22 protein-coding genes and 1 pseudogene are annotated in these 22,332 nt (G+C 24.8%); 2 read left to right on the forward strand and 21 right to left on the reverse strand.

From position 1 onward, the window contains the following. Positions 1 to 75 precede the first annotated feature (75 nt). The 11 genes from ABFX13_RS05725 to ABFX13_RS05775 form a co-directional block, all read right to left on the reverse strand. Complete coding sequence (locus tag ABFX13_RS05725; protein ID WP_346043700.1) at positions 76 to 1,599, reverse strand: YfcC family protein; 1,524 nt, start codon at positions 1,597 to 1,599, stop codon at positions 76 to 78. A gap of 156 nt (positions 1,600 to 1,755) precedes the next feature. Beyond that, on the reverse strand, positions 1,756 to 2,886 hold the full coding sequence (locus tag ABFX13_RS05730) for a hypothetical protein (protein WP_346043702.1): 1,131 nt from the start codon (positions 2,884 to 2,886) through the stop codon (positions 1,756 to 1,758). A gap of 16 nt (positions 2,887 to 2,902) precedes the next feature. Next, positions 2,903 to 3,244, reverse strand: a complete 342-nt coding sequence (locus ABFX13_RS05735) for a hypothetical protein (protein ID WP_187526824.1) — start codon at positions 3,242 to 3,244, stop codon at positions 2,903 to 2,905. A 436-nt stretch (positions 3,245 to 3,680) separates the two neighbouring features. After that, entirely contained in the window at positions 3,681 to 3,905 is a 225-nt protein-coding gene (locus ABFX13_RS05740) for a methyltransferase domain-containing protein (RefSeq protein WP_346043705.1), read from the reverse strand. Between the two features lie 133 nt (positions 3,906 to 4,038). Further along, a complete protein-coding gene (locus tag ABFX13_RS05745; RefSeq protein WP_346043707.1) occupies positions 4,039 to 4,686 on the reverse strand; it encodes a hypothetical protein in 648 nt (215 codons plus the stop codon). A gap of 11 nt (positions 4,687 to 4,697) precedes the next feature. After that, complete coding sequence (locus ABFX13_RS05750) at positions 4,698 to 5,939, reverse strand: hypothetical protein (RefSeq protein WP_346043709.1); 1,242 nt, start codon at positions 5,937 to 5,939, stop codon at positions 4,698 to 4,700. A gap of 833 nt (positions 5,940 to 6,772) precedes the next feature. Continuing rightward, entirely contained in the window at positions 6,773 to 7,228 is a 456-nt protein-coding gene (locus ABFX13_RS05755; RefSeq protein ID WP_346043711.1) for a DUF1905 domain-containing protein, read from the reverse strand. 463 nt (positions 7,229 to 7,691) lie between these two features. Next, positions 7,692 to 8,072: a hypothetical protein gene (locus tag ABFX13_RS05760; protein ID WP_346043713.1), complete on the reverse strand. Its 381-nt coding sequence runs from the start codon at positions 8,070 to 8,072 to the stop codon at positions 7,692 to 7,694. A gap of 9 nt (positions 8,073 to 8,081) precedes the next feature. Then, positions 8,082 to 8,474 (reverse strand): hypothetical protein, encoded by a 393-nt coding sequence (locus ABFX13_RS05765; protein ID WP_346043717.1) that lies wholly within the window; start codon positions 8,472 to 8,474, stop codon positions 8,082 to 8,084. After that, positions 8,467 to 9,351, reverse strand: a complete 885-nt coding sequence (locus tag ABFX13_RS05770; protein WP_346043719.1) for an ABC transporter ATP-binding protein — start codon at positions 9,349 to 9,351, stop codon at positions 8,467 to 8,469. The genes ABFX13_RS05765 and ABFX13_RS05770 overlap by 8 nt, the downstream gene beginning before the upstream one ends. 12 nt (positions 9,352 to 9,363) lie before the next feature. After that, on the reverse strand, positions 9,364 to 9,726 hold the full coding sequence (locus ABFX13_RS05775; RefSeq protein WP_147544183.1) for a GntR family transcriptional regulator: 363 nt from the start codon (positions 9,724 to 9,726) through the stop codon (positions 9,364 to 9,366). Positions 9,727 to 9,946: 220 nt separating this feature from the next. On the opposite strand from ABFX13_RS05775, the gene ABFX13_RS05780 reads away from it, so the two are divergent. Beyond that, positions 9,947 to 11,068 carry a tetratricopeptide repeat-containing glycosyltransferase family 2 protein gene (locus tag ABFX13_RS05780; RefSeq protein ID WP_346043722.1) on the forward strand — a complete coding sequence of 374 codons (1,122 nt, stop codon included), beginning with the start codon at positions 9,947 to 9,949 and terminating at the stop codon, positions 11,066 to 11,068. A gap of 46 nt (positions 11,069 to 11,114) precedes the next feature. On the opposite strand, the gene fsa is transcribed toward ABFX13_RS05780, so the two are convergent. The 10 genes from fsa to ABFX13_RS05830 all read right to left on the reverse strand — a co-directional run bounded on the left by fsa (position 11,115) and on the right by ABFX13_RS05830 (position 21,395). Next, positions 11,115 to 11,756 carry a fructose-6-phosphate aldolase gene (gene fsa / locus ABFX13_RS05785; RefSeq protein ID WP_346043725.1) on the reverse strand — a complete coding sequence of 214 codons (642 nt, stop codon included), beginning with the start codon at positions 11,754 to 11,756 and terminating at the stop codon, positions 11,115 to 11,117. Between the two features lie 30 nt (positions 11,757 to 11,786). Then, complete coding sequence (locus ABFX13_RS05790; protein WP_147544179.1) at positions 11,787 to 13,070, reverse strand: NupC/NupG family nucleoside CNT transporter; 1,284 nt, start codon at positions 13,068 to 13,070, stop codon at positions 11,787 to 11,789. Between the two features lie 126 nt (positions 13,071 to 13,196). Then, positions 13,197 to 14,018, reverse strand: coding sequence for a purine-nucleoside phosphorylase (locus ABFX13_RS05795; RefSeq protein ID WP_346043728.1), 822 nt, complete (start codon positions 14,016 to 14,018; stop codon positions 13,197 to 13,199). Between the two features lie 67 nt (positions 14,019 to 14,085). Next, the gene (locus tag ABFX13_RS05800) at positions 14,086 to 15,147 is read right to left on the reverse strand and encodes a BMP family lipoprotein (RefSeq protein ID WP_346043739.1); all 1,062 of its coding nucleotides are present in this window, start codon (positions 15,145 to 15,147) and stop codon (positions 14,086 to 14,088) included. 181 nt (positions 15,148 to 15,328) lie between these two features. Continuing rightward, on the reverse strand, positions 15,329 to 16,075 hold the full coding sequence (locus tag ABFX13_RS05805) for a response regulator transcription factor (protein ID WP_346043741.1): 747 nt from the start codon (positions 16,073 to 16,075) through the stop codon (positions 15,329 to 15,331). Positions 16,076 to 16,086: 11 nt separating this feature from the next. Next, complete coding sequence (locus tag ABFX13_RS05810) at positions 16,087 to 17,817, reverse strand: sensor histidine kinase (protein WP_346043744.1); 1,731 nt, start codon at positions 17,815 to 17,817, stop codon at positions 16,087 to 16,089. Positions 17,818 to 17,954: 137 nt separating this feature from the next. Continuing rightward, positions 17,955 to 18,398 (reverse strand): GNAT family N-acetyltransferase, encoded by a 444-nt coding sequence (locus tag ABFX13_RS05815; protein ID WP_346043746.1) that lies wholly within the window; start codon positions 18,396 to 18,398, stop codon positions 17,955 to 17,957. A gap of 192 nt (positions 18,399 to 18,590) precedes the next feature. Beyond that, the gene (locus ABFX13_RS05820) at positions 18,591 to 19,346 is read right to left on the reverse strand and encodes a C40 family peptidase (protein ID WP_346043749.1); all 756 of its coding nucleotides are present in this window, start codon (positions 19,344 to 19,346) and stop codon (positions 18,591 to 18,593) included. Between the two features lie 216 nt (positions 19,347 to 19,562). Beyond that, on the reverse strand, positions 19,563 to 20,897 hold the full coding sequence (locus ABFX13_RS05825; RefSeq protein WP_346043751.1) for a ClC family H(+)/Cl(-) exchange transporter: 1,335 nt from the start codon (positions 20,895 to 20,897) through the stop codon (positions 19,563 to 19,565). Between the two features lie 60 nt (positions 20,898 to 20,957). After that, positions 20,958 to 21,395, reverse strand: a complete 438-nt coding sequence (locus ABFX13_RS05830; protein WP_346043753.1) for a GNAT family N-acetyltransferase — start codon at positions 21,393 to 21,395, stop codon at positions 20,958 to 20,960. Between the two features lie 331 nt (positions 21,396 to 21,726). On the opposite strand from ABFX13_RS05830, the pseudogene ABFX13_RS05835 reads away from it, so the two are divergent. Continuing rightward, positions 21,727 to 22,063, forward strand: a pseudogene (locus ABFX13_RS05835) (class I SAM-dependent methyltransferase). The last annotated feature ends 269 nt before the right edge of the window (positions 22,064 to 22,332 follow it).

The following is a 22,332-nucleotide window of genomic DNA, read 5'->3' on the forward strand; positions in this document are numbered from 1 at the left end:
TTGCTAAATTTTAAAATTTCATAATTTTTTTACTATATATAAAAGGTGCTAATTTAAATTAGCACCTTTTATACTTTATATTAAGGATCCTATACAAAGCATTGCTACGGATAGCGCCATTATTATTCCTACAAGTGGTAAAACAAATTTTAACCACTTATCATAAGTTACATCTACCATAGCAAGAGAAGCTAATATTAACCCTGTTGGAGTTATTATACTGATTAATCCCTGTCCAAACATATATGCAGTTATTATTATATCTCTATTAACTCCTACAACATCTGCAAGAGGTGCCATTATTGGCATAGATAAAACTGCAAGTCCTGAAGAAGAGTTTATAAAGAATCCTAAAACTATATACACAAAGTACATTACTACAGAGAATATTACTCCACCCATGTTAGATACTACTCCACTTAGTGAATGTAATAAAGTATCACTTATTAATCCTCCATCCATTATTATTGTAACTCCTCTAGCTAATGCTATAATAAGAGCTACTCCTAATAAATCAGCTGCACCTTGTACAAAATTAGATACAAATTCACTTTCTTTTTGCTTAGTTAGTGGAAACATTACAAATGTTACACCAAAGAATAAAGATGTCATTTCAATGAATCCCCAACCTAATTCTTTAACTCCATAAATCATTACTACAAAAGATAATCCAAAAATTAATAACATTAATTTCTTTGTGAAAGTAAATTTAACTAATTCTGCATCATTTTCTTCTGATAAAAATTTCTTCTCAATTTCTTCTTTTTGAAAGTATATTAAAGACTTGGATGGATCTTTTTTTACTTTCTCACCATATCTTATTATGTAAATTAATGTTACTACCATACCTAATACTAATGCTAATATTCTAAGAGGCATTCCATCTGCTATAGTTACACCTGCTATATTCGAAGCTATTACAGTAGAAAATGGATTTATAGTAGATACCATTGTACCTATGCATGAACCTAAAAATATAGTAGCGATTGCAACTATTGCATCATACCCTGCTGCTATAAATATTGGTACAACTATTGGATAAAATGCTATAGTTTCCTCTGCTAGACCAAAAGTAGTTCCACCAAGTGCTACTAATGAAGCTATTATAACTATCATCCATTTTTCTTTTCCTTTTAAAGCTTTAGACAATGCATTTATCCCTGCTGTAAAAGCTCCTGTACTATTGATAATACCTACTAAACCTCCAATTACTAAAACAAAGGCTATTATATCAATAGAATCATATAACCCCTGTATCGGAGCTTTTAAAAATGTTGTTATTGCTCCAAATATTGTTGTATTTTCTTTTTTTAATTGCTCATATGTATTTGGGATAGCAACTGGTTTTGATATTGAACCACTTGTAAATTGTTTTAAATCTACATTTACACCTAACTTATCTAATGTTTGTTGAGTTCCCTGATATTCCTTCGTTCCTCCATTAGGTAAATCTACTATAAATTTTGAACTATTAGTATCATAGCTAAGTTTAGAATATTTACCTGAAGGAATAATGTAAGTTAATCCCATTACTATTAGCATTACTATTAGAATTACAGTATATGCTGTAGGAAAGGAAAACTTTTTCTTATTTTTCATAACTATACCTCCTTTTTTATTGTTAATATGATAATATCATGATTACATTTTTTTGGTAACTAAGTTAATCAATTTCGAAATGTTAAAAATATTCATCAATCTTCTTTTTACATTATTTATAATAAAAAATCACAACCATATTGATTGTGATTTGGCTTAGATGATATTTATCTTTTGATTGTATGTATACTCATTATTTATTAAAGATTTCTCTGTATTATTAGAAAGTTCAAATATTGTATTTAGATTTGAATCATTACTTAAATACTTACTTCTTATATTATTTGAATTTACTAAATTCTCAATATCCCCATAATTTATATTAGAATTTATTACAGAGTTTATTATTTTTATAGCACCAACTAAATAATCTCTACTTAATTGGCGAGCTTTAGCATCTTCTATATTCGTTGGTACCTTAAATTTACATACATCTGATACACTTTTTACATCTGATCTAGGTATATCTGTATTTACTGATATATAAGTTGAAAAATGATTATCTCCTTCGACACCAAAAGTGCTTATCTTAGAGTTTACTGAGCTTTCAGCTTCATATACAACAGGTCTTAAATTATTTGATTTAGCAAATTCCTCTGAATATTTTGTTAGTTTAGTTTTTAAAATTTCTCTTTGATTTTTATATTCTTTATATGTGTATTTAACTTCATTAGTTTTTAAACTTTCTCTTTTATAAGTTTTTTCAATATTAAACTTAACAACATCATCATAGTATTTAAAATTTATACTATTAAAAGAAGTTGAATTTTTATTTAATTTTATATTATTTGCTTTTTTATTATTAATTTCATATCTAAATTTAGAAATACTTATATCTTTTATACTTTTAGTCGAAGTTAATAAATCATATAGTACACGAATCGCAGAATCATTTTTTAATATATCTTTATCTTTAAATATACTACCTTCAACTTTAATATTATAATTTGATTTATTTGCTATCATATTTATTATTATATATTCTTGTTCTAATTTTCCTAATTTTTCCCTAGTTGCTAGATTTAAAATTATAGTTTGCTTATCAGGCGTTAACTCTGGTTTAAATTCGCTTAACTTAAAGCTTATTTTCTCCATCAATTCTTGAGCTTGCTTATATGTCAATTTTATATCGTTATTTGTTTTATCCTTATTTTTATCTATATTATCTATTTGATGACTAACATCAGTCATAGTATTTTTCATCTCTTTATTTTTTTCTGACGAACAGCCCACTACTGTTAATGCAATAATTGTTGTCAAGCTTAGAACTGCTATTTTTCTTTTCAAATTACTCACTCCATATCTATATTGAATATAGCCATAATTTATCTACCCATTTTATTGTCACACTTCCATTTTTTACATTCTTAGTTAATAATAAAATTACTTTATGATCTTCTGCAAATAGTTCATAAATTACTTCATTAGGTTTATGCTTATCATATATTTTATCAACTGTATGAACTCTTTCTTTAAATAATTTTGGAAGCGTATAGCTTATATTGAGTAACTGTTCAGATAAAGTTACTATATCATCTTTTTCTAAGTCACAAACCTTTATATGCTCGGGCACATAATTTTTATATATTCTAAATACCTTATCCATCATTAAATCTTTTAATTTTACAAATATCGTATTACTCAATTGACATCAGCCCCCCATAATTGTAAATTTATTTTATATAAACTCGCTATTTGTATATATACACATATTTTTAAAATCTCAATCATTTATAATTTCTGTATAGTTAAAAATCAACTAATAATATTATATTATATTTAAAATAAAATTGTCATTATTTAATGATTCTTATGATTATCATAAATTTATAAAACAATATATTTCGATATAAAAAATGACCTAATATTAGGCCATTTTTAAGATATAACTTTTTTTATCTCATAGTTTTTCTTTAAGTATTTAATAAGTATTGGTATTTTTTACTTAAATTGTTTTTAACTAATGTTTTAATTATTTTAGTTTTATTTTCTAGATGTAGAAACATAAAGTAAAGTATTATTTTATTATACTTTTCTTTTATAACTTCATTTTCAACATCTATAATTTCAAAATCTAAGTTTTATATATGTTTATATTTTTTTCTTGCAACTTCTAGCATTCCATTAGACAAATCTACACCTCTTATATAACCATTTTTATTAAGTTTTTTTATAAATGGTATTAATACCCCTGTACCGGTACCTACGTCAAGTACTCTTTCATTTTCTTTAATATCTAATTTAGATAGTAAAGTATTTATTTTCTTCTCATTTACTTCGATAATATTGTCCCATTCTTTTGCCATATTATCGAAAAAATCTCTTTGGTTAAAGTAATTTATCTAAAAAATTATAGTTATATTTAGTTGTATTTGTCAACTAATATTTAACTTTGTTTGAGTATATATTTTAAAACTATTTTTATGTTTTTTAATATATTTAATTTACGTCTATTTCTTTAAAATAAGAAATAGAATCTACTTTATCTTTATTTGTCCCTATAAATAAATTTTGTGAATCATATAACTTTTCATATCCAAACCTTACTATAAAATTTCCTTTTGATGATGTGTAATAAATATACTTTTCATCATCAAAAACTTTAGATGTTACTTCTTTTGAGTTATTTGGCAATACTTTAGAAGCTGTATCTAAAGCTTCCTCATTAGTAAACGCTTTTTCTATATTCGAATAGCTATATCCTTTTAGTATCATTGCATATTTTTTATTATTTAATGGTTTTAAATCTTTATTTGCTTTATGATTATAAGCAAGCCCATTTTTAAATTCATAAAAATAGTCATCTGAGTTTTTCATAGTGTTGTCATAAGTTAAATATTTCTTATTAACTTCTTTGTATCTTTTTAATACTTCTTCGTTATCAAAAACTGTTATATTATCATACATAGCTTCTGTATGGTTATTTTCAAGTTCTAATTTATCATTAGGATTTACAACTTTTGTAGGACTGTCATTTTCTATACTTATTTGAGCTTTTTTATTTTTTGAGTTTGTAAAAATAACTAATGACATTATAACTAATGTTAATACTACCACCACTGTAATTATATATTTTTTATTTCTCATAAAATCCTCCATTATTTATAAAGTGGCTTTGAAACTTTACTATCCTTTATCATAAGCAAGTACTGTATATAATCTGATGTATATTGATCTTTCTTAGCTTTAAACTTATGTTCAAATGGCCATATAAAATTTGAACTAAATGGTGCAAATTTATTATTAAGCTTAAATAATATAGCATCATCTTGACTATTTATATAATCATCAAATAAAATTAAATCTATTTGTGAGCTAGTTATTTTATCAACGACTCCAGAGTTTTGATATCCATAATGAATAGATAATATTTTACCTTTATACTTTTTATCCTTATTTAATAAACTTGCAAAAAAATCTATTTTATTTTTATTAAATTCATCATAAAAAGTCTCTTGTAAGATATGAAATCCTCCCCATTGACCGAAGTATTTTGCATTATTTATTTTAGAATCTAAATATTTAAAATTTTCATATATATAATTATCCCTAACAATATTCCAACTTTTATGAGGTTGCAAATAAGATATACACATTTGTTGTATATTATTTAATACATAACTAAAATTTTCAAATTCTTCTTTAAATATATCTTTATAAATATCTTCATTTTTAGTTATATCTTTTAAAAGTTTTTCTGCACATGTTTTTAAATTTACTTTATCAACACTAGAATTTTCGTGATTCTTCAAATTTATTATTAATTCTTTTAAAGGAGTTGTACATAAATCTTTGTTCTTAATTATATTTATTATATAATCTAAACTTGTTTTAGGATTATGTTCTATATCTGGACCTAATATTTTTATTCTTTTATCTTTAGGTAAAGTTTGATTAAATTCATATAATTGTTTATAACTACGATAATCATCTTTATTACAAAAAGCAGTATCTTTTGAGTTTTTAAAAACTCGTTTTAATATATTTTCATTTCCAGTTTCTAAGTATTTATTTATAAAGTAAGCACTCGTATAAGGTATTTCATCCAAACAGTAATTTAATCCTATTTCTTTTTTTAGATATTTGATCATTTTTATTTTAAATAAGTTATCCTTATTCAAAGAATGATCTTCTCCTGTAAATACTACCTTCTTATTTTTTAAATCTTCTTTAATCAATTCAAGTCCTGAAAAATCATCTATATCATCTAAATTTATGATTGATTTATTATTTCTTAGATATTTACGTTCTATCTTATATGGAGTACTTAAATATACTATCAATAAAATAGGAATTAACATAAATAATAGTACAGTTCCTAACACCTTTATTTTTTTCAAAAATTATCCTCCTAACAGATGAATTTAACTATTTTTTCTTTATATCCATCTTAACTTATTTTAAGTATATTTCGACTCTATAATAGATTTTCCTTTATATAAAACTAAAAATTCCCTACAACAAATAATTAACTTATTACAAAGTAGTTTTATGTATTATTTTAATTTTTAAAATTGGAATTTCTATAGGATAAAAAATATTAAATTAGATATAAAAAAAACAAATGCCAGTAATTAAATTACTGGCATTAGATTAATTTGACATGGAATATTTTGATATTTGTATCTATATTTATATTTTATGCTATATTTTAAATTTAATTACCAAATACACTTTATTTATCAAATAATTAATATAAATTTATATCTCATTGCGTAATAATTCCCAATACCATAATAAAGACATTGAGATGATTTTTATACAAATTATAATTTTCAAACCATAAAATATAAACCACATTAGACTTTTATATACGGATATTTGTACATAGTATTGTATTATAAATAATACTATTATCAAATATAATACTAATAATATTTCTGTCTTTACTTTATGATTTATCAATCATATCCTCACCTTTTTCTAATTATCTACATTATAAAATTAGCTAATGGCGCTATAGCTGTTATAACAAAAGCTAATATTATCATAAATATTGCTACTCTTTTCATAACTAAATTTTTAGATTTTTTCTCTTGTTTAATCATATTAATCAATCCTCTCAACTATAATGTAAGCTATAACCTTTATTATACAACTTGATTTAAATTTAATCCATAAGCTTTTTATAATATTAATTTAAATCAAAAAACTACCATAAATTTATGGTAGTTTATATTTTTTCTTTATTTTTTAATTTTTCTAGGGTTATATTTATACGATTTAATCTAGTATTTTCTTTTTTAGCAGACTCTATCCAATTTACATACTTTTTCTTCATAGAAAATGATAAGCTATTCCAAAAATCACAGATATCTTTGTCATTATTAAATTTATCTAAAAGTTCTTTTGGAGGATTAACAATTCTTTCTTCTTCATCTTTTTCAATTGTTACATCAATAGTATCTCCTGGTTCTTTTCCAATAGCTTTTCTTATCTCTTTTGTAATGCCTATTATATAACAACTTCCTCCCATTCTAACAATAGACCCCCTATATTCATAGCCATCAAAAGTTGCTTTTACCTTAACTCTTTTTCTATTATAAGTTTTCTCCACATCAAATGGAATTTCTATGTAAGCTCCATTTTTATCATTTAATTTTTTTATTTGTGCATTAAATTTTTTCATATAAATTTACCTCTTCTTTTAATTAACTTTAAATTTATACCATTATTTTATTACTCAATGATTTTATACTATAAAAATCTTGTATAAAAAAATACTACCATAAAATTATGGTAGCACTTAATAAAAGAGTAGTTATATAAATATTTTATTTAGATTTTATTTACCCGTCTTAATTTCAATTTAAAAATCAATAGATATTTTATTATATTATAATTAACATATTTATGCAATATTTCCATCAAAAAATATTTAATAAATTATTTTTTATATTTTAAGTTTTTTGATTTTATTTATATTTGTTTGTAATTTCTTATTTAATTTAATCTACTAGGTAATATTATTCATTATTTAAATATTTTTCATTTTTTCTTGTTTATTGCTATAATTATCTTTATTTGCTTTTGTTTTTACTTATAAGTAAAAAGTATATATCCTTTTTATTAAATTAATTATAATTTTAAACCTATATCTTTATTCTTAATCTATTATGTGCATATTCTTTTATAGGAGCATTTTTAAGTACTAAATAAGATATCCCTAGTCCTATTACAGCAACTAACACTTCTATAATATAAAATACACTTGGATTTTGTATAAAGTAATTAAATATCCATAATATACTTTCACCTATTCTATTTATTAAATCAGCATTGATATAACTAAGTCTAATTATGTATAATGCAGCTATAATCGGTAAAACTATAAATAAAACTATATTAGTTTTTATATCAACCCTATAAAGTATAGCTCCAAACATAAACCCTAATGAACTAAAAGCTAGTTGACATATAAACATTCCAAAAAAATTTCCTATTATGCCTTCATCACCTACAATCATATTCATAAGTTGGATTTATTTATCTAGCTTCACAGTTACACCACTTACATTGTTTGACAATAAAGTAATTCCCCACTCTATCAAATATACAAATACTAATGTAGATATACTAATAGCTATAATATATATAATAGATGCTTTTATAAAAGCTTTCCTATCTGCCCTTATACTCATAGCACCAGAAAATTCTTTTATAGATATACCTAAAGAAAATACAGTAGGAAATAAAATTCCAAGTAAGGTAAGCTGTGTTTTATAAAGAATAAGTGATTCTCCTATTGACTGACCTCTATTTAGTCCTTCTAATGCAAATGCACTTAATTGTATCCCTATAAAAATCAATATAAATATCATATAGTATATATAACTATGCTTTAAAAACATAATATGTGGCTTAATTCTATTCATAAACCTTTACCCCCTTTTTGTTAATGTTTATAAATAAATCTTGAAGATTCATAGTATCTATTTCTATACCACATTCATTTATAATTTTCATATCATTTTCATCAATATCTCCATAATAAGAATAAGTAACTATATTTCCAAAAGATCTAACTTCTTTAACTTCTTTTAATATCTTAAGTCTTTTTAAATCTTCTTTATTTCCACTTATATAATAAGATTTTTTGTTTATATTTTCTATATAATCATTTACTAAAATACTTCCATCTTTTATTATAGCTACTTTTTCTAGTAACTCGCCTATCTCATCTATTAGATGTGTAGATATTATTATAGTTCTATTTTTATTTGTATAACTTTCTAGTAGTATTTCATAAAACTCCTTTCTATTTATTGGGTCAAGCCCTATAGTTGGCTCATCAAATATGGTTATCTTAGCATTAGAACATATTCCTATAATATTAGATATAGATGTTTTCATACCTCTTGATAATTTCTTGTACCTTGACTTTGGATTTATATCAAATACTTCACAAAGCTTTTTTTCAAGTTCCTTATCATAATTACTATAAAAACTTGAATACATACTAAATATAGTTTTTACCTTAGCTTCATTGTAATAAAACTCTCTTTCCCTAACTACACATACCTCTTCTAAAATCTCAGGATTTACTCTTGGGTCTAAACCAAGTACTTTTATATCTCCATTTCTACTCATAAGTTGATTTGTCATTATGTTTATTAATGTAGTTTTGCCTGCTCCATTTTTCCCCAAAAGTCCATAAATTTTATTTTCTTCAAAATCTATATTTAAGTTTTTAAATACTTCTTTATCTTTAAATTTATAGTCTAAATTTTTTATCTCTATTACCTTTTTCAAAATCATCACCCTTTACAAAGATTTATTTATAATTTCTAATAGTTCAGCTTTATCAATTCCAAGTTTTTTAGCTTCTTTTAATAGTTCACTAATATATACCTTTTTGAAATTTTCTTTCCTATTTTCACTTATAATCTTTTTTGCTCCTTCACATACAAACATACCTATTCCTCTTTTTTTATATAAAATATTCTTTTCAACTAATAAGTTAACTCCTTTAAGTATAGTGGCTGGATTTATTTTGTATAGCTTTGACAGTTCTGTTGTTGATGGGATTTGTTTATTTTCCATTATCCCATCAGATATTATTTCATCTTCTATGGCTTTTGCTATTTGTATAAATATTGGTTCATTGTCATTAAGTATTAATTTCAACTTATCACCTCACTTATTTAATTAGTTACTCAAGTAATTAACTATATATCTATAATGTATATAAACCCATTAATTAATGTAACCATTTTCCAAAAACTTTTTAATAAAATTTAAATAAAAAAATTACTAAATATATTTTTATCACTCAACTTATTAGAATTTTATATAATATAAAGTAAAATACAATATCCTAAATAAAATCTTATAGGAGAGTGCACTTATGGAAATAAGTTTATGCATGATTGTAAAGGATGAAGAAATTACAATTAAAAGATGTTTAATTTCTGTAAAAGATGTAGTTGATGAAATTATAATAGTAGATACAGGTTCTAATGATAAAACAGTTGAATACGCAAAATCTTTAGGTGCTAAAGTATATAATTTTAAGTGGGTAGATGATTTTTCAAAAGCTAGAAATTATTCTTTTTCAAAAGCTACAAAAGATTATATATTTTGGCTAGATGCTGATGATATTTTAAAAGAAAGTGATATTGATAAGTTTAAAGAATTAAAGTTAAATTTAGCCAAAGAAGATATAGACTCCGTTATTATGAATTATATATTAGAAGTAAATGAATATGGTGAAGCAACTTTTTCATTAAAAAGAAATAGATTAGTAAAAAGAAGTAATAATTTTAAATGGATTGGAGCTGTTCATGAATACTTAGATGTTAACGGTAATATTATCCAAAGTGATATAAATATCATTCATAAAAAAGAAAAAAAATATACTCCTAGAAATTTAAAAATTTATGAAAAAATGTTAGCTGATAACAAAGATTTTTCTCCAAGAGAAATATTTTATTTCGCAAATGAACTATATGATAATTTAAGATATGAAGAAGCAATAAACTATTATAAAAAGTTTCTTAGTTGTAATAAAAGTTATTTAGAAGATAACATACAAGCATGTTCTAAAATATCTTATTGTTATGCTTTTTTAGATGATAAAATAAATGAACTTAAATATATACTAAAATCATTTGAATATGATATTCCTCGTCCGGATTTTTGTTGTCGATTAGGATATAAATTTTTATACGAAAATAATTATGATGCTGCTATTTACTGGTATACAATTGCTATAAATCGTGCTCCTAAAAAAAATGAAATGTCTCTTATAAACCATGACACTTACACATATCTTCCTTGGATACAACTTTGTGTTTGTTATTCTAAAAAAGGAGATTTTAATTTAGCTTATTTAAGTAATGAGATGGCTGCTAAGTACAAACCTAATGATTCATATGTAATTCATAATAGAAACTATCTAAAAGATAAGGTAAGTAAAGATATTATAGAAAAAAGTAAAAATAAAAATGTCATACATTATGGCGTATAGCATTATTAGAACTAAAAAAGACCCTATATAGGATCTTTTTTAGTTCTTATTTAGATTTATTGTAATCACTTAAAAATTTTTCTATTCCTATATCAGTAAGAGGATGTTTAGCCATTTGTTCTAACACTTTAAATGGTATTGTAGCTATATCAGATCCTTCTATTGCACATTCTGATACATGTATTGGATTTCTTATACTAGCAGCTATTATTTCTGTTTTTATATCATGAACTTTAAATATAGTTGATATTTCACTTATTAACTCTACTCCTCTAGCTCCTATATCATCAAGTCTTCCTACAAATGGACTAACATAAGTTGCTCCTGATTTTGCAGCAAGTAGTGCTTGTTGAGATGAGAATATTAAAGTTACATTAGTTTTTATTCCTTTTTCATTTAACAATTTAACTGCTTTTAATCCTTCTATACACATAGGTATTTTTATAACTATATTTTTATGTAATTTAACTAGCTCCATAGCTTCTTCAACCATTTTATCAGATTCTAGGCTTATTACTTCTGCACTTATTGGGCCATCTACTATCGAACATATCTCATTTATTACATCTTGTAAACTTCTTCCTTCTTTTGCTATAAGAGATGGATTTGTAGTAACACCATCTATTATTCCCCAAGTATTTGCCTCTCTTATTTCATCTATATTTGCTGTATCTATAAATATTTTCATTTTCTTAATCTCCTCTTTATGTTTTTATTTTTATAAAGCAACTATTGCTCCTACTATTAATGCACTTAAAACACTTACACAAAATCCACCTATCATTCCTCTAAATGCAAGTTCTGCTAATTGACCTCTTTTTTCAGGACAAAATACTGATATTCCTGATATACATATTCCCATACTAGATATATTTGCAAATCCTGTTAAAGATATTGTCATCATTAAACCTGTTCTATAATCTAGAGTTTTTAACATTGGGCCTAATTCACCAAAAGCAACAAACTCATTAAGTGCTAATTTACTTCCAAGTAATTGCCCTGCTGTTAATATACTATCCTTAGGTATTCCCATAAAAAATCCTATAGGTGCAAATACGTAAGATAATATACCTTCTAATGATAATCCAACTATACTAAGTCCACCATTAACTAAGGCAACTAAAGCTATTATAGCTACTAAAGATGCTCCTATCCCAAGTGCCATATTAAGTCCATCAGTAGCTCCTTGTGATATAGCCTCCATTATGTTACTATTATTTCCTTTATTATCTATAGTTACTTCATCACTATTTATAGTAGTTGCAGCACATTCAACATCTACTATAATTTCAGTGTCTTCTTTATTTTCTATAGTTGTAGTTTCTACACTAGCAACTTCTTGTACTTTTTCTGGTAAAATAATTTTTGATACAATTATACTTCCGAGTGGAACCATTGCACCTCCTATTAAAAGGTATTTCATAGGTATACCAAGTCCTGCATACCCTCCAAGTACAGTAGCTGACATACTTCCCATACCAGATATTAAAACTAGCATTATTTCGCTTTCACTCATCCCAGACAGATACTTACTTACAAGAATTGGTGATTCAGTTTGTCCTAAAAACATATTAGCAACTGCAACAAAACTTTCTACCTTACTAGTTCCTAGTACTTTTTCTATTGCACCTCCTATTATCTTAACGACAAATCCTATAAGCCCTATATAATAAAGTGCTGCTACTAATGCTGATATAAATATTATATTTCCTAAAACTTGAATTCCAAATATCATGCCTGTTGGAGCTCCTGCATCTGCTAAAGGTCCAAATACAAAACCTAAGCCTTGTGCTCCATAACTTAATACATTAGTTACAAAGTCTGATACTTTCTCTACAGCTATTCTACCAAGAGGGAATTTCAGTAATAAAAATGCTACTATTACTTGGATTATTAAAGCTTTTAATATCATTTTTTTATTTACATCTTTTTTATTAGGTGATACAAGATATAATCCACCTAGCAAAAGAGCTATCCCTATTATGTTTAATATTATTGCCATCTTCTTGTCCTCGTTTTTCTATATGATAATTTAACAGATTATATAATATTTTATTAATTAGTCGTACTGACTTAAATATCAGCACAACTAATTATTTATATTTAAAATTCATAAAATATTATCTTATTATACATTTTGAACTATACTTTTTACTAGATTTAAGAATTGTTGTTTTACTCTTTGTGTAGTTTCTATTACTTCTTCATGATTTAAAGGTTGGTCTAATATTCCTGCTGCCATATTAGTTATACATGATATACCTATAACATTTAAATTACTATGAGATGCAACTATTACCTCTGGAACTGTTGACATTCCTACTGCATCAGCACCCAATATTTGTGCCATTTTTACTTCTGCAGGAGTTTCATAAGTTGGTCCTGTAAAAAATGCATATACTCCTTCTTTTATATCTATGTCTAATTCTTTTGCACATTTTCTAGCAATATCTATATACTTTGGAGTGTATGCAGTTGACATATCAGGAAATCTCACTCCTAATCTATCATCATTTTTACCTATTAAAGGATTATTTCCTCCTAAGTTTAAATGATCTTTTATTATCATTAAATCTCCTGGTTTATAAGACTTATTAGCTCCACCTGCTGCATTAGTTACAAATACAGTTTCTACTCCAAGTTCTTTCATTACTCTTACTGGGAAAGTTGTTTCTTGCATTTTATATCCTTCGTAAAAATGAAATCTACCTTGCATAGCTACAACATCTTTTCCTTGTAATTTACCTATAACTAACTGACCTTTGTGTCCTTCAACTGTTGATACTGGAAAATTAGGTATTTCATTGTAACTTATTATTACCGGATTTTCTATTTCATCTCCTAAAACTCCAAGTCCTGATCCTAGTATAAGACCTATAGTAGGGTTTATATCTGTCTTAGATTTTATGTACTTTGCACTTTCTACTATTTTTTCATATAAGTTGTTCATTTTCTTTACCTCACAATTCTCGTTATATTTTTAAAACGTTTTCTTAATCTATAAATCTTTAATACCCTTACTTATCAATACTATATTGATTTGATTTAATCCATGAATTTAATTCTTTATAAGTTGTGGGTATTATAACCTTATTATTTATTATAGATTTTTTTATTTCTTCTACATTTTTGATTATATCTGGATCTACATATACATTAGATCCTTTTCTATCATATCCAATAACATTTTCTTTAAGTCCAAGGTTATGTACTCCTGGCTTCCAAGAATTATTTATTACGGATTCTATTTCTTTGTATATTATGTTGTTTGTATATCTAGTTGCTGTTGCTACTATATTATCTGGCTCAAAAGAATTTTGATTTGCATCAACTCCAAACGCATACTTATTTACTTGTTTAGCAGCTATAAATACTCCCAACCCAGATTGTCCTGCTAGTTGTTGTATATAGTCTACTCCTTTATTATACATTGAAAGTGCAATTTCTTTTGCTTTAGCTGGGTCTGAAAAGTCATCAACCACAGCTTTCATAACCTTTATATTAGGATTTACATATCTCACTCCTGCTTCAAATCCAATAGCACCTTCATTTAAATGATCTAAATTTTTCCCTAAAATAACACCTACAGCTTTATTATCTTTTTCTTTTGAAATAGATAACCCTGCTATAACACCATTAAAGAAAGTTTGTTGTGCCCAATTCGAACTTATAGAACTTACGTTTGGTAAGTCTAATTTTGAGTCAATTATAGTAAATTTTTGATTTAAGAATTCTTTTGAAACCTTTGTTACAGCTTTTTCTTGTTCTCCGCCTATAGAGATTATAAGATCATAATTTTTAGTTTTTGCATATTTTCTTGCTAATTTCTCATAATCACCTTTAGATTGAGAATAATCAAATTCAATTGAAAGATTTTCTTGTGCTTTTAACATACCATCATAGCACAAATCATTAAAAGCTTTATCTCCTAAACCAGCTTCATTAAATATGATTGCAACTTTTTTTGTGTTATCATTTTTAATTTCTGATTTATTTTGATTTTGTTCATATAAATAAGCAATTATCATAATTAATATTAAAATAATTAATATAATTATTTTCTTATAGTCTAATTTCATTTATTAATTATTCCCTTCTGCTTTAATAACATTATATTCAATAAAACGTTTTCTTTCCATAAATTCTATTGACAACTCATTAAATAATATTGATGTTTTTAGCATGATAATCTTACTTATGGTGAAAAATATTGACATTTTATGATTTTTTTTGACATAAGTAAGATTATCAAAATAATTACTATCTATCTTCTTCTGGTGATACCCCTTTAAATTTTTTATAGCTTTTGGAAAAATATCCAGCATTTAAGTATCCTACCTCTTTAGATATTTGAGAAATTTTCATACTTGTATTTTTTAAAAGAAACTCAGCCTTCTTCATTCTATAGTTTGTAAGATAAGTACTAAAGTTTTCCCCAACTTCTTCTTTAAATAACCTTGAAAAGTATTCATGAGATAAGTATACATGATTTGCTATATTATTTAAGGAAATATGCTCTTTATAGTTTATATTTATATACTCTATAGCTTTTTTTATGGCTTTAGAGTATTTACTTTCTACTGCATTTTTATCAGTTTTTATTTCTTTTTCTACTTTTATATTTTTATTTTTTTCTATATTATTATGTATTTTATCAATAACTTCTTTTAACTCCTTAGGTCTTATATCTGATTTTATTAAGTATTCATAAACTCCACAACTTATAGCTTCCTTTGCATAAGAAAATTCTGCATAATTAGTTAATAAAACTATATAAACATCTGGAATAACTTTTTTTATTTCTTTAGTAAGTTCAATTCCATCCATTATAGGCATTTTTATATCACTTATAATAACTTGTGGGTTTAACTTAACTGCTAGTTCATATGCTTCTTTGCCATTTTGTGCACTAGCTATTACATTGAATTCTTTAGAAATATTTGAAATAGTATATGCTATCCAATCTCTTATTGGTGCTTCATCTTCTACTATTAATATATCTAACATAATTAGTCCTCCTAACTTGGTAATATAAAAGTGATCTTAGTTCCTTCACCTTTAGTGCTATCTATTTTTAATCCATAATTTTGTCCATAATTTAATTGTATTCTTTCGTGTACGTTTATAACACCCACCCTGTTTACACTAGCTTCTTTATTTAATACATTTTTTAATTTTTCTTTAGACATACCTATTCCATTATCTTTTATAACTATTTTTATGCCATCTTTATCCTTGTATCCAATTAAGCTTATTGAGCCTTTATTATTTTCTTTTTCCATACTATATAAAATAGCATTTTCTATAATTGGCTGTAGTATAAAAGATGGAACTTTAAAATCTTTTATATTATCACTTACTTCATAGGTTACTTCAAAACAATCAGGATATCTCATTTTCTGAAGTTCTACATAGTTTTTAATGTTTTCTAACTCTTCTTCTAAACTAATCATTTCACTAGCTTTTGGTAATATACTTCTAAGTAATTTAGTAAATCTATAAAGCATTTCTTCTGCTATTTCTGTTTTATTCATAGAAACTAAAAACCTTATACCACTTAACGTATTATATAAAAAATGTGGATTTATTTGAGCTTGTAAAAAACTTAGTTCTGCTACTCTTTTTTGTTTTTCGTACTTTTTTATATTTTCTATAGATGAATCTAACCAACTTACCATACTATTAAAAGACGATTGTAGTTTTCCTATTTCATCACTTCTATCTACATTTACCTTAGCCTTTAGATTCCCACTCATAACTTCATCCATTTTATTTTTCATATTCAAAATTGGATTTGTTATCCATAATGATATTTTATAGGTAATTATTAAAGCTGGAATACTTATTAATGCAATTATAAAAAATGTACTTTGAGCTATTTTATTTGATACTTCTGTCATCATATTTGAAGGTATCTCTTGAATTATACTCCATCCATATTCATCAATATTAGATACTATTTTTATATTTTCACCAAAAACATCACTTGTTTTATTTTGCTTTATAACCTTTTCATAATTGCTACCTATTAGTCTTTTATCTCTACTAGATATTATCTTTTTATTAGAGTCAACTATATAAATAGAAGTTCCTTCATCTATCATATCTGAATATCTATCATAAAGCATTGTTTCACTTATATCCATTATTAATATACCTAATGTTTCATTAGTTATTAAATCCTTTATAACCCTACCCATTTTAAAGATATTTTTATAAGGACCTATACCATTTTCATCCTTATATGTATTTATAAGCACAGTCTTTCCATTTGCTTTTAGAATTTTTTCATACCATTTTTCATTTTTTATATTTTGCATATCATACTTACTTTTAGAGTATGTACTGTATGTCAAACCGTTTTCTCCTATAATATATAACTCTGGTTTCATATTGAATTTTCCATACTTAAATACTTGGTCCATAAGTAATGCTTCTACATAAGAGTCATTTTCTTTAGTTTTTCTTTCATGAAAAGAAAGTTTTTCTTTTGGAGTTGATAATATCTTTATTAATTTGCTATCTACAATAATATTATTTCCTATACTTTCTACATTTGATAGCAATATAGAAATATTATTGGCTACTTCATCTAAAACTTGACTTCTCATACCATGTATTTCTTCTTTTATTATTTCATTGCTATCATTTATAACCCAGGTACTAATAATTCCTGTTATCAAAACTATTAGTACAAATATTAGTAAGAACAGTTTAAATGTGATAGTATTTGTCTTTATATTTATCATCCTTTCTTACTTAGATTTCCAACTAATAAGTTTAACCTATATAAATTATTAAATCAATATATACGATTATAATTTGATACTAATAAATAAAAAAGATGAGTGTCATTTAGACATCTCATCTTTAATTAAAATTATATTTATAAATCTTTTTTTAGATACACCATATCTATAAGTTTGACTCCATCTTCAAAAATCTCATGATCATAATTATCTATAAAAAAATTTTCAATCCTATGAGAAATCTTAAATCCACAGTGTTTATAAAATCCAATAGTTACCTGACTATCTCCGGTTCCAACAAACATGATTTTTCCTTTATCTTTATAGTAGTTTAATATATATTTTATTAAATAACTCCCATATCCCCTTCCTTGATAATTTTTATAAGTTGCTAAGTTTTTAAGCTCATATATATCTTTATCTTCTTTGGTTACTACGCAAATACTTCTTAACTTGTTATCATATAAAGCAAATAAATCTCCTCTGTCTAAATACCTATCAATCATATCTTCCTGCTCATCTGCTAATAGTAGTAAATCTAGAAATCTTTTTTTATCCTCTAAAATTTTTTTAACTTCCATTTTATCCCCCAATTTTCTACACATAAAAACCTTTTTTATAATAATAAATATCTGTTAAATTTCTCTTTTATTTATATAATATTATATCATTGTTATTTATTAAATTTTCATATAAAAACAAGCACAGTAAAATTTTTCAAACTACTATGCTTATTTTCTTATCTTGTAATTTATATTTAATTATTAACCAACCTATGGTCTTCTAGCTCCTCTGTAATGAGTTTGATAATATCCTGTTAATTTAGATTTTTTAATTCCATCCTTTTCATTAGCTGCATGTATAAATTCATTATTCCCAACATACATCCCAACATGACTTACTCTACCTTTGCCCATAGTATCGAAAAATACTAAGTCTCCTACCTGTAAGTTTTCTTTATTAACAGCTTGTCCAAACTTACTTTGTTCATATGAAGTCCTTGGTATATTTTTTCCTAAAGCATTTTTATAAACATATTGAACTAATCCTGAACAGTCAAATGTATTTGGTCCAGTAGCTCCCCATACATACTTGTTTCCTACTTTACTTTCTAATAACTTAACTGCATTATCCATTTTATTAGATGATTTTTTAGTAGTATCTACAATATTTTCTATATTTTCTTTAATTGTATTTACTACTTTAGATTCTTTAGGTTTACTTTCAGTTATATTTATTTTTTTAGTTGCTTCAGTTTTATTTTCATCTATATTTGATAAATTAGGAATTTCATTTGTATTTAATTTATTACTATTTATAGAACTTAATAATGTATCTAAAGTTTCCAAACTTCCTTGATAGTTATGATTACATTGGCATGTTTTTGTAGAATTGACTAATCCACCTAATGCGTCTTGTAATATAAAATCAAATATATCTGATTGATTATTTGAATAATTTTTATTATTTGAGTTAACTTGACTAATAGCATTTAAAAGTTTAATCGTTACTATTTGATTGATATCCATATTAAATCTCCCTTGTTTTGTAATTACTTATAATGAAAATTTAAAATAAAAAACCGTATATTAAATAATACGGTTATATATTAAATATATTTAGGTTTTTTTATGATATTGTAATAGGTTTAATTAAAACTTTCTTAAAATACTTGTAAATGTTAAATTATTTTTCATAAAAAAGAGAGAGTTTAATTACTCTCTCTTTTTTATAAATATGTACAATTAATTATTACTCATTTCTAAATTTTTCTTTACTCTTATCTTATTTTCTAATAAAGAATCATAAATAGGAGGACAATTAAGTAAATTAGCTACCATATATGAAACTGCACAAACAACTATAACTGGTCCTAACTGTGAAATTGATCCACTCATCTCACAAACTAATATAAATCCAGTAATAGGAGCTCTTACTACTGCTGAAAACATGCCAGCCATAGATAAAAGAATAAAATTATTTATAAGCGATGGCTCTACTCCAATCATAAATATTGAAATCTTAGCATAAATTAATCCAACTAAACCACCTAAAGTTAAAATAGGGAATAATATTCCTCCAGGAGTTCCTGGAGCAAAACTTATAAGTGAAAATATGTACTTGCCTATTAATAATATAATAGCTAGCTTAATAGCAACTCCACTTCCAAGAATACTATTTATAAGTTTATCTCCGCCACCTAAAACTTGTGGTAAAAACATACCAAATATAATAGCAAACATAAAAGGTATAATCATTTTATATCTTGAACTAATTTTTAGTTTTCCATAAATATCTATAGTTTTAAGTAAGCCTTTATTATATATAACTCCACATAGTCCAATTATTATTCCAAGTAATATTAAAACTAAATAATACTTAGGTGGCATATTTAATAACTTTTTTACACTTAAAGTATATTTTTGTCCAAAAAATATCCATGTCACTAAATCAGAAGTTACACAAGAAAAAACTGCAGTTAAAAATAGCATCGGAGAAAAACTTTTATGTACTTCTTCTAAAACAAACATAACGCCAGCAAATGGAGCATTAAATGCAGCAGCAAGCCCTGCTCCTGCTCCACTTGAATATAAATAAATTTGTTCCTTTTTTGATATTCTTAATTTTTCTGAAAAACCATGTGCAAAGCTAGCTCCAAGTTGAATTGAAGGTCCTTCTATACCAAGAGATAACCCAGCACCCATAGCTAAAACCCCATTTACAAATTTACTTAATAAAATTTTAAAAGAATGTAGTATATTTAATTTTCCTTTTAAATATCCTTCAATTTGTGGAATACCACTTCCTGATATCATAGGATTTTTCTCAAGCGAATATCCTACTATATATCCAATTGTAGCAAATACTAATATTCCTAAAATTATGTATATATAATGATTTGTCATGAAGTTATATGCATTTAAGCTAATTTGACCTGCATAATTTGAGCATAATCTATACAAGGAAACTATAAACCCAGCAACTGCCCCGACTATAATGCTTTTCAAAACAAGCTTTATCTTAGAACATTCTAAGCCATTATCTTCATTGTTTATAATATTGTTTTTTAATTTATTCATTTTATCACCTCACAATACTATTACCCCAATTAAATAATTAATTAACTTATAAAATTAAATTCATTTCTCTTTAGGTAAAAAATAACTTTCTTCATTATCTAAATTTAATTTAATCATATAAGAGCAATGAGCATTAGCTGTTTTAAATCCCATATTTTTGTAGAAATTCTCTTTATCAGGAGTAGCTAAATACACTGTTCTAACATTCATAGTACTATGATTTAATAATTTATCTATAATATTTCTTCCTATAGATTGTTTTCTATAACTTGGATGTACTAATACATCAATAATAGTTGCCCATCTAACTTCATCACTTAAACCTCTAGCCATTCCTATTAATTTGTCTTCATCCCAAGCAGTTATTATACAAGATGATTTTTCTAAAATTCTTTCCCAGTCTTTTGTATTATCATTTACTTTCCAAGTTGCATATCTGCAATAAAAATTTTTAATCTTATTTACATCAATATCCTTAGAATCAGAAAATTTAATCATAATCTACTCCTTTATTATATTTTTTTAATATTTCCAATAAAAATTTGCAAGTATAATTTTTATTTTTACCTTTTTTTATTTTTATGATTATTTAAACTCATTATAGAACGATACATAGTATAAGTTTTTCATAATTTAAATATATTTAAGTTATATTCTTATTTAAATTTAGATATAATTATCATAAAACTTTTTAATATTGTTAATTACATAAGGGGGGTATAAAATGAATAATATAGTTAAAGATTATTATAATGAAAATGCCAAAAGAGAATTTAATAGATTATCTAATCCATATAGTATAATTGAATTTAAAACAACACTTGCTATGATGGATAAATACTTAAAAAAATCAGGTAAAGTACTTGATATAGGCTGTGGACCTGGCAGATATTCTATAGAATTATTAAAAAAAGGATATAATGTAACTTTGTATGATATATCAGAAAAAGAACTTAATTTAGCTAAATCTAAAAGCAGACAATTACATATGTGGAGATTGTAGTGACTTAAGTCAATTTAAAGATAATAGTTTCGATATAATTTTATTAATGGGACCAATATATCATATACAAGATAAAAACTTTAGATTAAATATACTTAATGATATTAAACGTATTTTAAAACAAAATGGACTTTGTATGATTTCATATTTAAATGGATTGTGAATTCTTAAAGCTGCAATTCATGAATGCAGTTTAGAATTTGAAAATATAATTAATATAGAAAGATTATTTTCATCACAAGCTTGGAGTAACGAAGAATCCTTTACTGAAACATACTTATCCATACCATCTGATTCAATTAATGAAATAAAAAGCGTTGGCTTAAATATAGTAACATACTTTGGAGCAGAAAGTTTTGCCTCTGGTATTCATTATGATGTTACAAGAATGTCTGAATATGAAAAAAAAGCTTATGAAAATCTAATTCAAAT

The sequence above is a fragment of the Paraclostridium tenue genome (assembly GCF_039521565.1).
Classification (GTDB): Bacteria; Bacillota; Clostridia; order Peptostreptococcales; family Peptostreptococcaceae; genus Paraclostridium; species Paraclostridium tenue.